Raw genomic sequence first — 15377 nt, 5'->3', positions numbered from 1 at the left:
TTGATAAATCACAGCAATAGAACAAAGGCAGACTCGTAAGAGCAACCTACTAGTGAAAAAATTATGATTAACGCAAATCGTCCGATACTCAATCTCGACCTCGATCTGCTCAGGACTTTCGTTGCCGTAGCGGATCTCAATACTTTTGCCGCTGCTGCCGTTGCGGTTTGCCGTACACAGTCGGCTGTCAGCCAGCAGATGCAACGTCTTGAACAGTTAGTTGGAAAAGAGCTTTTTGCCCGTCATGGCCGTAATAAACTGCTGACCGAGCACGGTATACAGCTCCTTGGTTATGCGCGAAAGATTCTGCGTTTTAATGATGAAGCATGTACTTCGCTGATGTTCAGTAATTTACAGGGCGTATTAACGATTGGCGCATCTGATGAAACCGCGGATACCATTCTGCCGTTTCTGTTAAATCGGATTAGCTCGGTCTACCCAAAATTGGCGTTGGATGTTCGTGTTAAACGTAATCCATTTATGGTTGAAATGCTCAATCAGCAGGAAGTGGATTTAGTCGTCACCACCACCAAGCCTGCGCATTTTGAATCCATTGTTTTACGCACTTCGCCAACGTTATGGTACTGCGCTGCAGATTACGTCTTCCAGAAAGGTGAAACGGTGCCGTTGGTCGTGCTCGATAATCCGAGCCCATACCGTGACATGATGATTGAGCAATTGAATGCAGCCCGTATTCCATGGCGTATTGCCTATGTTGCATCGACGCTCTCTGCGGTTCGTGCGGCGGTGAAAGCAGGGCTGGGGATTACTTCCCGTCCGGTGGAAATGATGAGCCCGGAACTGCGCGTACTCGGAAACGCCGATGGTTTGCCAGCCATGCCTGATACGCAATACATGCTGTGTCGCAATCTGCAAACCACCAATGATTTGGCTCAGGCTATTTTCACCGCGTTGGAAAGTAACCCGAATCCATATCGTTACATCGCTTCTTCAGATGAAGATGGCGATGCGATGTTAATGGAAGGGGATTTCGAGTAATTCCGTACCCGTATTAGTGATTTGTTAGTAACAAATTATGAAATTCCAAAACAGGTCATTGAGCGCTCTTTTTGCGTCAATGGCTTGTTTTTTAATCAGCACGCCCTGGATTGATGACTTTTTTGTAAAAAAGCTTTTTAAAACAATCTGTTTTGCACCTCTCTGACTACCGCTATTCTTTATACATCCGACCAATCAAAAGCGGTTTAAATGTTAAAAAATAGGCTGCAATGTTGTTGGTTTTTGATATGAATTAACAAAAGCGTGTCTCAGATCAAGAAAATACTCCCTATAGGGGGGATGAATAGTTGAGATTTCCTGCCAAAATAGAGCAGTAGTTATTTTTTTCCTCCTTAACGGACTCGATTCACCTTCATTAAAAACGAGTTAGTAACGCGACGTTACCAGCTTTTAACGCATTAAATGTTAATGAAGTTGCTTTGATGTAAATTAATGTGTGGATACTTTTGTTAAAGTTGACAAAAGGTTATAGAAAGGAGTAAAAAACCCCATCAATTTGCTGGTAAAGTTTTGATTCCGGCAGTAATTGTAAGGTTAATTGTTCCTCCCCATGAATCGATGTGGTGTTCATCTGCCAGCAAGAGCAGAGACTTTGGCGCCACTTTTGATGAGTAAGCAATGAGTATGTCAACATCCACTGAAGTTATCGCTCACCACTGGGCGTTCGCAGTCTTTCTTATTGTTGCCATAGGCCTGTGTTGCGTAATGCTTCTCGGGGCCTGGTTCCTTGGCGGGAGAGCTAAGGGTCGGCACAAAAATACTCCCTTCGAGTCAGGTATCGACTCAGTTGGTACTGCGCGCTTACGTCTATCCGCTAAGTTTTACCTGGTTGCCATGTTCTTCGTCATCTTTGACGTGGAAGCCTTGTATCTCTACGCGTGGTCAGTTTCTATTCGTGAAAGCGGATGGATAGGCTTCGTCGAGGCCGCAATTTTCATTTTTGTGCTGCTGGCAGGCCTGGTATATCTCGTGCGCATTGGTGCGCTTGATTGGACCCCTGCGCGTTCGCGTCGCTCCCAAATCAATCCAGAAACCGACAGTATTACTAACCGTCATACGCAAGATGCTCTAAAGAATTCTGATTACAGCAAGGCGGCAAGCGAGTAAATCCCATGAGCTTACTTAGGTAAGTGATTGGGGTTTATGAACGCAGCCAACACCGCTGTAAACTGAATTATAACGAGCATAAAATGAGGCAATAAGATGGACTATACGCTCACCCGCATAGACCCCGACGGTGAGAACGACCGTTACCCCCTGCAAAAACAGGAGATCGTAAGCGATCCTCTTGATCAAGAAATCAACCGTAGTGTGTACATGGGCAAGCTCGAACATGCCATGCACGATATGGTGAACTGGGGGCGTAAAAACTCAATTTGGCCTTATAACTTTGGCCTTTCTTGCTGCTACGTTGAGATGGTGACTTCGTTTACCGCGGTGCATGACGTGGCACGTTTTGGTGCCGAAGTACTGCGTGCCTCTCCGCGTCAGGCCGACCTGATGGTTATTGCAGGAACCTGCTTTACCAAGATGGCTCCCGTTATTCAGCGCCTTTACGATCAAATGCTCGAGCCTAAATGGGTCATTTCGATGGGTGCGTGCGCCAACTCCGGCGGCATGTATGACATCTACTCTGTGGTGCAAGGCGTGGATAAATTCCTGCCAGTGGATGTTTATATCCCAGGTTGCCCACCGCGCCCGGAAGCTTACATGCAAGCACTGATGCTGCTGCAAGAGTCCATCGGCAAAGAGCGTCGTCCGCTGTCCTGGGTTGTTGGCGATCAAGGCGTCTACCGCGCCAACATGCAATCAGAGCGTGAACGTAAACGTGGCGAGCGTATCGCTGTCACCAACTTGCGGACACCAGACGAGATTTAATATGCGCCTGTGGGCAGTGTGAGTTTACTTCGCATATCAATAATACTAGCGCGAAGCCACTGCTGACAGTCACCACAGTACCATTTGCAATGGTGAGAATTATGACCGATTTAACTGCGCATGATGCCAACCAGGAAGCCTGGCAAACCCGTGACCATCTGGATGATCCGGTTATTGGTGAACTGCGTAACCGTTTTGGGCCGGATGCTTTCACTGTTCAGCCTACCCGCACTGGTGTTCCAGTGGTCTGGGTTAAGCGCGAACAATTACTCGAAGTAGGCGACTTCTTAAAGAGACTCCCGAAGCCCTACGTCATGTTGTTCGACTTACACGGCATGGACGAACGTCTTCGTACCCACCGCAACGGTTTACCGGCTGCGGATTTTTCCGTTTTCTACCACCTGATTTCTATCGATCGCAACCGCGACATCATGCTCAAGGTGGCACTGTCTGAAAACGATCTGAATGTCCCTACATTCACCAAACTTTTCCCGAATGCCAACTGGTATGAGCGTGAAACCTGGGAAATGTTTGGCATCACCTTTAATGGTCACCCGCACCTGACGCGCATCATGATGCCGCCAACGTGGGAAGGCCATCCACTGCGTAAAGACTACCCGGCGCGCGCCACCGAATTCGATCCGTTTGAATTGACCAAACAGAAAGAAGACCTCGAGATGGAAGCGCTGACCTTCAAGCCTGAAGAGTGGGGCATGAAGCGCAGCAGCGAACATGAAGATTTCATGTTCCTGAACCTTGGTCCAAACCACCCCTCCGCGCACGGTGCATTCCGTATTGTCCTGCAACTCGACGGTGAAGAAATTGTCGATTGTGTGCCGGACATCGGTTACCACCACCGTGGTGCTGAGAAGATGGGTGAGCGTCAGTCCTGGCACAGCTACATTCCGTACACCGACCGTATCGAGTACCTGGGCGGCTGCGTGAACGAAATGCCTTATGTGTTGGCGGTTGAAAAACTGGCGGGCATCAAGGTTCCAGAGCGTGTCGACGTTATCCGCGTCATGCTTTCTGAACTGTTCCGTATCAACAGCCACCTGCTGTACATCTCCACGTTTATTCAGGACGTGGGCGCGATGACCCCGGTGTTCTTCGCCTTTACCGACCGTCAGAAAATTTATGACCTGGTCGAAGCGATTACCGGTTTCCGTATGCACCCGGCCTGGTTCCGTATCGGCGGTGTCGCTCACGATTTGCCAAACGGTTGGGAACGCTTGCTCAAAGAGTTCCTCGACTGGATGCCAAAACGTCTGGATTCCTACGAGAAAGCAGCACTCCGCAACACCATTCTGAAAGGTCGTTCTCAGGGTGTGGCTGCGTACGGTAAAAAAGAAGCGCTGGAGTGGGGTACCACCGGTGCGGGTCTGCGTGCAACGGGCGTCGATTTCGATATCCGTAAAGCGCGTCCCTATTCTGGCTATGAAAACTTCGACTTTGAAATCCCAGTGGGCGGTGGCGTCAGTGACTGCTACACCCGTGTGATGCTGAAAGTTGAAGAACTTCGCCAGAGCTTGCGCATTCTTGAGCAGTGCCTGAAAAACATGCCTGCTGGCCCGTTCAAAGCTGATCACCCGCTGACAACGCCGCCACCGAAAGAGCGCACGCTGCAACATATCGAAACCCTGATCACTCACTTCCTGCAAGTTTCGTGGGGCCCGGTCATGCCGGCTAACGAATCATTCCAGATGATTGAAGCGACGAAAGGGATTAACAGTTACTACCTGACCAGCGACGGTAGCACCATGAGCTACCGTACCCGTATCCGTACCCCGAGCTTTGCGCACTTGCAGCAAATCCCGGCGGCGATTCGCGGCAGCCTGGTTTCTGACCTGATTGTCTATCTGGGTAGTATCGATTTTGTAATGTCTGATGTGGATCGCTAACTATGCACGATAAACAACAACCCCAGGCCGAAGCTTTTGAGCTAAGTGCGGCAGAGCGTGATGCGATTGAGCACGAAAAACATCATTACGAAGATGCTCGCGCCGCATCTATCGAAGCGCTGAAGATTGTCCAGAAACAGCGTGGCTGGGTGCCTGACGGCGCGATTTATGCCATTGCTGAAGTTCTGGATATCCCTGCCAGCGACGTAGAAGGTGTTGCCACATTCTACAGCCAGATTTTCCGCCAGCCGGTAGGCCGCCACGTTATTCGCTATTGCGACAGCGTGGTTTGCCATATTACGGGCTACCAGGGCATTCAGTCGGCTATCGAAGCAAAACTGAACATCAAACCGGGTCAAACCACGTTTGATGGTCGCTTTACCCTGCTGCCGACTTGCTGTCTGGGCAACTGCGACAAAGGGCCGACCATGATGATTGACGAAGATACGCACAGTCATCTGACGCCGGAAGCGATCCCTGATTTGCTGGAGCAGTACAAATGAAAACCATTATTCGTACTGCCGAAACCCATCCGCTGACCTGGCGGTTGCGCGATGACAAACAGCCTGTGTGGCTGGATGAATATCGCAGCAAAAATGGTTACGAAGGTGCGCGTTTGGCACTGACGGGTTTGGCACCGGACGAAGTCGTTAATCGTGTTAAAGACGCTGGCCTGAAAGGGCGCGGCGGTGCAGGCTTCTCCACTGGATTGAAGTGGAGCCTGATGCCGAAAGACGAATCCATGAACATCCGTTACCTGCTGTGTAACGCCGATGAAATGGAGCCTGGTACTTATAAAGACCGTCTGCTAATGGAGCAACTGCCACACCTGCTGGTGGAAGGCATGTTGATTTCAGCATTCGCGCTGAAAGCATACCGCGGTTACATCTTCCTGCGTGGCGAGTACATCGAAGCGGCTGTGCATTTGCGCCGTGCGATTCAGGAAGCGACCGAAGCCGGGTTGCTGGGTAAAAACATTCTCGGTTCAGGTTTTGATTTTGAGCTGATCGTGCACACCGGTGCCGGGCGTTATATCTGTGGTGAAGAAACCGCACTGATTAACTCCCTGGAAGGCCGCCGCGCGAACCCACGTTCAAAACCACCATTCCCTGCTTCAAGCGGTGTCTGGGGTAAACCGACCTGCGTCAACAACGTCGAAACGCTGTGTAACGTCCCTGCGATTCTGGCCAATGGCGTCGAGTGGTACCAGGGCATTTCTACCAGTAAAGATGCGGGTACGAAGCTGATGGGCTTCTCCGGTCGCGTGAAGAATCCTGGCGTTTGGGAATTACCGTTCGGCACCACCGCACGTGAAATTCTTGAAGATTACGCGGGTGGCATGCGCGATGGCCTGAAATTCAAAGCCTGGCAGCCGGGCGGGGCAGGGACTGACTTCCTGACCGAATCGCACCTTGATCTGCCGATGGAATTTGAAAGCATTGGTAAAGCGGGTAGCCGTCTGGGTACGGCGCTGGCGATGGCTGTTGACCATGAAATTGGTATGGTGCCGCTGGTTCGCAACCTGGAAGAGTTTTTTGCCCGTGAGTCTTGCGGCTGGTGTACACCGTGCCGTGACGGCTTACCGTGGAGTGTGAAAATTCTGCGTGCGCTGGAACGTGGCGAAGGCCAACCTGGGGATATCGAGACACTTGAGCAACTGTGTCGTTTCCTTGGGCCGGGTAAAACCTTCTGTGCGCATGCGCCAGGTGCGGTTGAACCGTTGCAGAGTGCGATTAAATATTTCCGCGATGAATTCGAAGCAGGCATTGCCAAACAAGATTTCGGGAACACCCGCGCGATTAGCGGTATTCAACCGAACTTGTTAAAAGCACGCTGGTGATAGACCACTTTTCACCCTCACCCTAACCCTCTCCCTGAGGGAGAGGGGATCGATCACTGTTCCCCCTCTCCTGGGGGAGAGGACCGGGGTGAGGGCGAAGGTTGTTCGCACAAGAATTTTTGATTAACGCCTGAATATTTCAGGCCAACTGGAAGCATGCTGACTATGGCTACGATACATGTAGACGGCAAAGAATATGAGGTAAACGGGTCAGACAACCTGCTGCAAGCATGTCTGTCACTCGGCCTTGATATTCCTTATTTTTGCTGGCACCCGGCGCTAGGCAGCGTCGGTGCTTGCCGCCAGTGCGCGGTGAAGCAATATCAGAACGCAGAAGATCTTCGTGGCCGTCTGGTGATGTCCTGTATGACACCGGCCTCAGACGGTACGTTTATCTCCATTGAAGATAGCGAAGCAAAGGAATTCCGTGAAAGCGTTGTGGAATGGTTGATGACCAACCACCCACACGACTGTCCGGTTTGTGAAGAAGGCGGCAACTGCCACCTGCAGGATATGACGGTCATGACCGGTCATAGCTTCCGCCGTTATCGCTTCACAAAACGTACGCACCGTAACCAGGATCTCGGCCCATTCATTTCTCACGAAATGAACCGCTGTATCGCCTGTTACCGCTGTGTGCGTTACTACAAAGATTATGCCGATGGCAAAGATCTGGGCGTCTATGGTGCCCATGACAACGTTTACTTCGGTCGTCCTGAAGACGGTACGCTTGAAAGCGAATTCTCCGGTAACCTGGTAGAAATTTGCCCGACTGGCGTATTCACGGATAAAACGCACTCCGAGCGTTATAACCGTAAGTGGGACATGCAATTTGCACCAAGCATCTGCCAACAGTGCAGCATCGGCTGTAACACCAGCCCTGGTGAGCGCTATGGTGAATTGCGTCGTATCGAAAACCGCTACAACGGCACCGTGAACCATTACTTCTTGTGTGACCGTGGCCGCTTTGGTTATGGCTACGTCAACCTGAAGGACAGGCCACGCCAGCCAATTCAACGTCGTGGCGACGATCTGATCACACTGAACGCTGAACAAGCGATGCAGGGTGCGGCAGATATTCTGCGTCAGTCGAAGAAAGTTATCGGTATTGGCTCCCCGCGTGCCAGCGTTGAAAGCAACTTCGCGCTGCGTGAACTGGTGGGTGCAGCTAACTTCTACACCGGTATCGCAAGCGGTGAACAAGCGCGTCTGCAACTGATGCTGAAAGTGCTGCAAGAAAGCGGCATTCATACGCCGGCACTGCGTGAAATCGAATCCTACGATGCGGTTCTGGTGCTCGGCGAAGACATTACTCAGACCGGTGCGCGTGTTGCGCTGTCTGTGCGTCAGGCTGTGAAAGGCAAAGCACGTGAGATGGCAGCAGCACAGAAAGTGGCTGACTGGCAGATTGCGGCCATCCTCAACATTGGCCAGCACGCTAAACATCCGCTGTTTGTTACCAACGTTGACAGCACTCGTCTGGACGACATCGCTGCATGGACTTATCGTGCGCCGGTAGAAGATCAGGCGCGTCTGGGCTTCGCAATCGCCAATGCGCTGGACAGCAATTCCCCAGCCGTTGAACTCGATCGCGACCTGAAAAACAAAGTCGACGTGATCGTTCAAGCGCTGGCTGGTGCGAAAAAACCATTGATCGTTTCCGGTACCAACGCCGGTAGCGAAGCGGTCATTCAGGCTGCTGCAAACGTGGCTAAAGCCCTGAAAGGCCGTGGCGCTGATGTCGGTGTCACGATGGTTGCGCGTGCAGTTAACAGCGTCGGCCTAGGTCTGATTGGTGGCGGTTCGCTTGAAGAAGCGTTGAGTGAACTGGAAAGCGGTGCTGCCGATGCGGTAGTCGTGCTGGAAAACGATCTGCATCGCCATGCTTCTGCGGCTCGCGTTGATGCAGCACTGAGCAAAGCTCCGCTGGTATTGGTTATTGACCATCAGCGCACTGCAATTATGGATAAAGCGCATCTGGTGCTGTCCACCGCAAGCTTTGCCGAAAGTGACGGTACTGTCATCAACAACGAAGGGCGTGCACAACGTTTCTTCCAGGTTTATGACCCGGCGTACTACGACAACTCGATTGTGATGCTCGAAAGCTGGCGTTGGCTGCATTCTCTGCAAAGCACGGTCGAAAGCCGTGAAGTGGACTGGACGCAGTTGGACGATGTTATCGATGCCTGCGTCAAAGCGTTACCGCAACTGGCTGGGATTAAAGATGCGGCACCTGATGCAAGCTTCCGTATCCGTGGTCAGAAACTGTCACGTTCTCCAATCCGCTCCAGTGGTCGTACGGCAATGCGCGCCAACATCAGTGTGCATGAACCGCGTCAGCCGCAGGATAAAGACACTATGTTCGCCTTCTCAATGGAAGGGAACAACAGTCCGTCGGCCAATCGCCAGCAGATCCCATTCGCATGGGCACCAGGCTGGAACTCACCGCAAGCATGGAACAAGTTCCAGGCCGAAGTGGGTGGCAAATTGCGTCACGGCGATCCTGGTGTGCGTCTGATTGAAGCCTCCGAAACGGGTATTGATTACTTCACCGACGTGCCGGACATCTTCCAGGCAGAAGAAGGTCAATGGCGTATCGCGCCTTACTATCATCTGTTTGGCAGCGATGAAATGTCTCAGCGCTCAGAAGTGTTCCAGCGCCGCATGGTCGAACCTTACGTCAAGCTCAACCCAGCCGATGCCGCAAAACTTGGCGTGAATGCGGGAAGCCTGATTTCGTTTAGTTATGAAGGCCAGACACTGAGTCTGCCATTGCAACTTTCCGAAGGGTTGGCAGCAGGGCAGGTGGGTTTACCGATGGGTATGCCTGGCATTGCTCCAGTACTGGCGGGTGCTCGTCTTGAAAATCTTCAGGAGGCTGGCCAATGAGTTGGTTAACACCGGATGTTATCGACATTCTGCTGAGCATTCTCAAAGCGGTCGTTATCCTGCTGGTCGTGGTGACATGCGGCGCGTTCATGAGTTTTGGCGAGCGCCGTTTGCTGGGTCTGTTCCAGAACCGTTACGGACCTAACCGTGTTGGCTGGGGTGGCTCGCTCCAGCTGGTCGCGGACATGATCAAAATGTTCTTTAAAGAGGACTGGACCCCGCGCTTTGCGGACCGTGTCATCTTTACCCTGGCGCCGATGATTGCCTTCACCTCGCTGCTGCTGGCCTTTGCGATTGTGCCAGTCAGCCCAAGCTGGGTGGTCGCCGATCTGAACATTGGTATTTTGTTCTTCCTGATGCTGGCAGGTCTGGCGGTTTACGCCGTACTGTTCGCTGGCTGGTCAAGTAACAACAAATACTCACTGTTAGGTGCGATGCGTGCTTCTGCGCAGACACTGAGCTACGAAGTGTTCCTTGGTCTGTCTCTGATGGGCGTTGTTGCTCAGGCTGGGTCGTTCAATATGGGCGATATCGTTGATAACCAGGCCAACTTGTGGAACGTGATCCCGCAGTTCTTTGGCTTCGTTACCTTTGCTATCGCAGGCGTGGCAGTGTGTCACCGTCACCCATTTGACCAACCAGAAGCCGAGCAAGAACTGGCAGATGGTTACCACATCGAATATTCCGGCATGAAGTTTGGTTTGTTCTTCGTGGGTGAATATATCGGCATCGTGACTGTTTCAGCCTTAATCGTGACCCTGTTCTTTGGTGGCTGGCATGGCCCGTGGTTACCACCGTTCATCTGGTTCGCGCTGAAAACCGCGTTCTTCATGATGATGTTCATTTTGATCCGTGCAGCATTACCTCGTCCGCGTTATGACCAGGTGATGTCCTTTGGCTGGAAAATTTGCCTGCCGTTGACACTGGTCAATTTGCTGGTGACCGCTGCGGTCATTCTCTATCAGGCACCATAAGGGGTGAAAAAACCATGACATTGAAAGAGTTAGTGGTTGGTTTCGGCACCCAGGTACGCAGTATCTGGATGATCGGTCTGCACGCGTTTGCCAAACGCGAAACGCAGATGTATCCGGAAGAACCAGTGTATTTACCACCACGCTATCGTGGCCGCATCGTGTTAACGCGCGATCCGGACGGCGAAGAGCGTTGTGTTGCCTGTAACCTGTGTGCGGTAGCGTGTCCGGTAGCCTGTATCTCTTTGCAAAAAGCCGAAACGAAAGATGGCCGCTGGTATCCAGAGTTTTTCCGTATCAACTTCTCGCGCTGCATTTTCTGTGGCTTGTGCGAAGAAGCGTGCCCAACAACGGCAATTCAGCTTACTCCAGACTTCGAGCTGGGCGAGTTTAAGCGTCAGGATTTGGTGTACGAAAAAGAGGACCTGCTGATCTCCGGTCCGGGTAAATACCCGGAATATAACTTCTACCGGATGGCAGGTATGGCAATCGACGGCAAAGATAAAGGCGAAGCGGAAAACGAAGCTAAGCCTATCGACGTCAAAGGCCTATTACCTTAAAGGAGCAAGGCAATGGAATTCGCTTTTTATATTTGCGCAATCATCGCGGTCGGGACCACCCTGCGGGTGATCACGCACACCAACCCGGTGCATGCCTTGCTGTATTTGATCATCTCACTGCTGGCGATCTCTGGGGTGTTCTTCGCCCTGGGGGCATACTTTGCCGCAGCGCTTGAGATTATCGTCTACGCCGGCGCCATTATGGTGTTGTTCGTCTTTGTGGTGATGATGCTAAACCTCGGTGGTGCGGTCGTTGAACAAGAGCGTAACTGGCTTAAGCCGCAGTTGTGGATTGGACCTGGCGTGTTGTCAGCCATCCTGCTGTCGGTATTGGTGTACGCCATCCTGAGTATCAATGACCAGGGTATCGACGGCACATCTGTCAGCGCTAAACAGGTCGGTATCGCGCTGTTCGGGCCATACGTTCTGGCAGTGGAATTAGCCTCAATGCTGCTGTTGGCGGGTCTGGTTGTTGCCTTCCACCTCGGTCGTGAAGATCGCCCTGGTGAAGTGCTGAGCAATCGCCAGGCGGACCAGGCTGTGAAAAGAAAAACGGAGGAGCACGTATGATTCCGCTGCAACATGGACTAATCCTCGCGGCTATCCTGTTCGTACTGGGCCTGACGGGGCTGGTGATTCGTCGCAACCTGCTTTTCATGCTGATTAGCCTGGAAGTGATGATTAACGCTGCGGCACTCGCGTTTGTGGTCGCTGGCAGTTATTGGGGCCAGGCTGATGGCCAGGTGATGTATATACTCGCGATTAGCTTAGCTGCTGCCGAAGCCAGTATTGGCCTCGCACTATTACTGCAGCTCCATCGTCGTCGCCAGAGCCTGAATATCGATTCAGTAAGTGAGATGCGTGGATGAACCTTCTCTGGTTAACCATTCTTTTGCCTTTTGTTGGCTTTTTATTGTTGGCGTTTTCTCGTGGTCGTTGGTCAGAGAATCTTTCTGCAACGGTCGGAGTCGGCTCGATTGGTCTTGCGGCCTTAGTTACCGCGATTGTCGGCGTAGATTTCTTTAACAACGGGCAACAAGCCTTTACCCAGCCGCTTTGGACCTGGATGGCAGTCGGCGATTTCAACATCGGCTTCAATCTGATCCTCGACGGTTTGTCCTTAACCATGCTGTCTGTGGTGACCGGCGTTGGCTTCCTGATCCACATGTTCGCCTCCTGGTATATGCGCGGTGAAGAGGGCTACTCTCGCTTCTTCGCTTACACCAATCTGTTTATCGCCAGCATGGTGATTCTGGTTCTCGGTGACAACCTGTTGCTGATGTACCTCGGTTGGGAAGGCGTTGGTCTGTGCTCGTATCTGCTGATTGGTTTCTATTACACCGATCCAAAGAACGGCGCTGCCGCGATGAAAGCGTTTGTTGTGACCCGTGTGGGTGACGTGTTCCTCGCGTTCGCGTTGTTCATTCTTTACAACGAACTGGGCACGCTGAACTTCCGCGAAATGGTTGAGCTGGCGCCGCAGCACTTTGCTGCGGGTAACCAGATGCTGACTTGGGCAACCCTGATGCTGTTGGGCGGTGCGGTAGGTAAATCTGCGCAGCTGCCATTACAGACCTGGCTTGCAGATGCGATGGCTGGCCCAACGCCGGTTTCAGCGCTGATTCACGCCGCGACCATGGTAACGGCGGGCGTCTATCTGATTGCCCGTACGCACGGTCTGTTCCTGTTAACACCTGAAGTGCTGCATTTAGTGGGCATCGTGGGTGCGGTTACGCTGGTGATGGCAGGCTTTGCTGCTCTGGTGCAAACCGACATTAAACGTGTGCTCGCGTACTCGACCATGAGCCAGATTGGCTACATGTTCCTGGCACTCGGTGTACAAGCGTGGGATGCGGCCATTTTCCACCTGATGACTCACGCGTTCTTTAAAGCGTTGTTGTTCCTGTCATCTGGTTCGGTAATTCTTGCCTGCCACCACGAGCAAAACATCTTCAAAATGGGTGGCCTGCGTAAGTCCATTCCGCTGGTGTATGTCTGCTTCCTGGTGGGTGGTGCCGCATTGTCTGCGCTGCCAATCATTACTGCGGGCTTCTTCAGTAAAGATGAAATTCTGGCCGGTGCGATGGCAAATGGTCATATCAACCTGATGGTTGCAGGTCTGGTCGGTGCGTTTATGACCTCTCTGTATACCTTCAGAATGATCTTCATCGTCTTCCACGGTAAAGAGCAAATTCACGCTCACGCAGGGAAAGGCATTACTCACCATCTGCCGCTGATTGTGTTGCTGGTGCTGTCCACGTTCGTTGGCGCAATGATTGTTCCGCCACTGCACGGTGTTCTGCCTGCCACCACTGAGCTTGCGCACGGTAGCGTTCTGACTCTGGAGATTACCTCAGGCGTTGTGGCGATTGCCGGTATCCTGATTGCTGCGTTCTTGTGGTTGGGCAAACGCACTCTGGTCACCGCCATTGCAAACAGCGCACCGGGCCGCTTCTTCGGTACCTGGTGGTTCCATGCCTGGGGCTTCGATTGGCTGTACGACAAAATCTTCGTTAAGCCATTCCTGGGTATCGCCTGGCTGATTAAGAGCGATCCACTGAATTCACTGATGAATATTCCGGCAGTCCTTTCACGCTTTGCAGGTCGCGGCCTGTTGGTGAGCGAGAACGGTTATTTACGCTGGTATGTCGCCTCAATGAGTATTGGTGCAGTCGTGATTCTGGGCTTGCTGCTGGTCTTGCGCTAATTCAACATTCCCTCCTCTTTGGGGGAGGGAAGTGAGTGATGTTTTGGTTTATTTTGACTTAGGGACACAAATGCCATGCTATTACCCTGGCTGATACTAATCCCCTTTATTGGCGGCTTCTTCTGCTGGCAGACTGAACGCTTCGGCGTAAAAGTGCCACGTTGGATTGCGCTGGTAACGATGGGGCTGACACTCGCTCTTTCACTGCAACTGTGGTTAGCCGGTGGTTACTCGCTGACGCAATCCGCAGGTTTGCCGCAGTGGCAGTCTGAATTTATCCTGCCGTGGATCCCACGTTTTGGGATTGAGATCCACTTAGCACTTGATGGCTTGTCATTGCTGATGGTGGTGCTCACCGGCCTGCTCGGTGTGCTGGCAGTACTTTGTTCCTGGAATGAAATTGAAAAATATCAGGGCTTCTTCCACCTCAACTTGATGTGGATCCTCGGTGGCGTTATCGGCGTGTTCCTTGCCATCGATATGTTCCTGTTCTTCTTCTTCTGGGAGATGATGCTGGTACCGATGTACTTCCTGATTGCACTGTGGGGCCACAAAGCCTCCGACGGGAAGACGCGTATCACCGCGGCCACCAAGTTCTTCATCTATACCCAGGCAAGCGGCCTGGTGATGTTGATTGCGATCCTTGGCCTGGTCTTTGTGCATTACAACACCACAGGTGTCTGGACGTTTAACTACGAACAACTGCTGCATACCGAAATGTCCCACGGTGTTCAGTGGCTGTTGATGCTTGGCTTCTTCATTGCGTTTGCGGTGAAAATGCCAGTCGTTCCATTGCACGGTTGGTTGCCAGATGCGCACTCCCAGGCACCAACGGCGGGTTCTGTTGACCTCGCAGGTATCTTGCTGAAAACGGCAGCTTACGGCCTGCTGCGTTTCGCACTGCCACTGTTCCCGGAAGCCTCCGCTGAATTTGCGCCAATCGCGATGTGGTTGGGTGTCATCGGTATCTTCTACGGCGCGTGGATGGCGTTTGCGCAAACAGATATCAAACGTCTGATTGCTTACACATCTGTCTCCCACATGGGCTTCGTGTTGATTGCCATTTATACCGGCAGCCAGCTGGCCTACCAGGGTGCAGTGATTCAGATGATTGCTCACGGTCTTTCTGCGGCCGGTATGTTCATCATCTGTGGTCAGATTTACGAGCGTTTGCACACTCGTGATATGCGTCTGATGGGCGGCCTGTGGAACAAAATTAAATGGCTGCCGGGTCTGTCGTTGTTCTTTGCAGTGGCAACGCTGGGTATGCCGGGTACCGGTAACTTCGTTGGCGAATTTATGATTCTCTTCGGCAGCTTCCATGTCGTGCCAGTGATTACCATTATCTCGACCTTCGGTCTGGTCTTTGCCTCTGTTTATTCTCTGGCGATGATTCATCGTGCTTACTTCGGTAAAGCGAAAAGTGAAATCAGTGATAAACAACTGCCAGGCATGTCGCTGCGCGAGTTCTTTATCATCCTGTTGCTGGTGGTGTTGTTAGTCCTGTTGGGCTTCTACCCGCAGCCAATTCTGGATACTTCGCATGCCGCGATGAGCAATATTCAGCAGTGGTTTACCAGTTCAATTCCAACTACAAGGCCGTAATTCGCC

The 15377-nt window shown here is 52.1% G+C and carries 13 protein-coding genes; all 13 read left to right on the top strand.

Features of this window, described 5'->3' with window-relative positions; genetic code table 11:
- Nucleotides 1–63 precede the first annotated feature (63 nt).
- Complete coding sequence (gene lrhA, locus WBL83_RS14015; RefSeq protein ID WP_424589721.1) at nt 64–999, top strand: transcriptional regulator LrhA; 936 nt, start codon at nt 64–66, stop codon at nt 997–999.
- Nucleotides 1000–1638: 639 nt separating this feature from the next.
- Complete coding sequence (nuoA, locus tag WBL83_RS14010) at nt 1639–2127, top strand: NADH-quinone oxidoreductase subunit NuoA (protein ID WP_424589720.1); 489 nt, start codon at nt 1639–1641, stop codon at nt 2125–2127.
- Between the two features lie 96 nt (nt 2128–2223).
- Nucleotides 2224–2898, top strand: coding sequence for a NuoB/complex I 20 kDa subunit family protein (locus WBL83_RS14005; protein ID WP_424589719.1), 675 nt, complete (start codon nt 2224–2226; stop codon nt 2896–2898).
- Between the two features lie 89 nt (nt 2899–2987).
- Complete coding sequence (gene nuoC / locus WBL83_RS14000) at nt 2988–4799, top strand: NADH-quinone oxidoreductase subunit C/D (RefSeq protein WP_424589718.1); 1812 nt, start codon at nt 2988–2990, stop codon at nt 4797–4799.
- Nucleotides 4800–4801: 2 nt separating this feature from the next.
- The gene (nuoE, locus tag WBL83_RS13995; protein ID WP_183270008.1) at nt 4802–5302 is read left to right on the top strand and encodes an NADH-quinone oxidoreductase subunit NuoE; all 501 of its coding nucleotides are present in this window, start codon (nt 4802–4804) and stop codon (nt 5300–5302) included.
- On the top strand, nt 5299–6639 hold the full coding sequence (gene nuoF, locus WBL83_RS13990; RefSeq protein WP_424589717.1) for an NADH-quinone oxidoreductase subunit NuoF: 1341 nt from the start codon (nt 5299–5301) through the stop codon (nt 6637–6639). Before nuoE ends, nuoF begins: the two co-directional genes overlap by 4 nt.
- 165 nt (nt 6640–6804) lie before the next feature.
- On the top strand, nt 6805–9528 hold the full coding sequence (gene nuoG / locus WBL83_RS13985; RefSeq protein WP_424589716.1) for an NADH-quinone oxidoreductase subunit NuoG: 2724 nt from the start codon (nt 6805–6807) through the stop codon (nt 9526–9528).
- Nucleotides 9525–10502: an NADH-quinone oxidoreductase subunit NuoH gene (gene nuoH, locus WBL83_RS13980; RefSeq protein WP_064512669.1), complete on the top strand. Its 978-nt coding sequence runs from the start codon at nt 9525–9527 to the stop codon at nt 10500–10502. Before nuoG ends, nuoH begins: the two co-directional genes overlap by 4 nt.
- Before the next feature lie 14 nt (nt 10503–10516).
- A complete protein-coding gene (gene nuoI, locus WBL83_RS13975; protein WP_121268553.1) occupies nt 10517–11059 on the top strand; it encodes an NADH-quinone oxidoreductase subunit NuoI in 543 nt (180 codons plus the stop codon).
- A 12-nt stretch (nt 11060–11071) separates the two neighbouring features.
- Nucleotides 11072–11629, top strand: coding sequence for an NADH-quinone oxidoreductase subunit J (nuoJ, locus tag WBL83_RS13970; protein ID WP_424589715.1), 558 nt, complete (start codon nt 11072–11074; stop codon nt 11627–11629).
- Nucleotides 11626–11928: an NADH-quinone oxidoreductase subunit NuoK gene (gene nuoK, locus WBL83_RS13965; RefSeq protein WP_034458791.1), complete on the top strand. Its 303-nt coding sequence runs from the start codon at nt 11626–11628 to the stop codon at nt 11926–11928. Before nuoJ ends, nuoK begins: the two co-directional genes overlap by 4 nt.
- On the top strand, nt 11925–13766 hold the full coding sequence (gene nuoL / locus WBL83_RS13960) for an NADH-quinone oxidoreductase subunit L (RefSeq protein ID WP_424589714.1): 1842 nt from the start codon (nt 11925–11927) through the stop codon (nt 13764–13766). Before nuoK ends, nuoL begins: the two co-directional genes overlap by 4 nt.
- 75 nt (nt 13767–13841) lie before the next feature.
- Nucleotides 13842–15371: an NADH-quinone oxidoreductase subunit M gene (gene nuoM, locus WBL83_RS13955; RefSeq protein WP_424589713.1), complete on the top strand. Its 1530-nt coding sequence runs from the start codon at nt 13842–13844 to the stop codon at nt 15369–15371.
- Nucleotides 15372–15377 lie beyond the last annotated feature (6 nt).

Source organism: Buttiauxella sp. (assembly GCF_049686335.1).
In the GTDB taxonomy this organism is placed as follows: domain Bacteria; phylum Pseudomonadota; class Gammaproteobacteria; order Enterobacterales; family Enterobacteriaceae; genus Buttiauxella.
The sequence above is the reverse complement of the archived record's forward strand: the minus strand, read 5'-3'. Positions and strand labels throughout refer to the sequence as shown.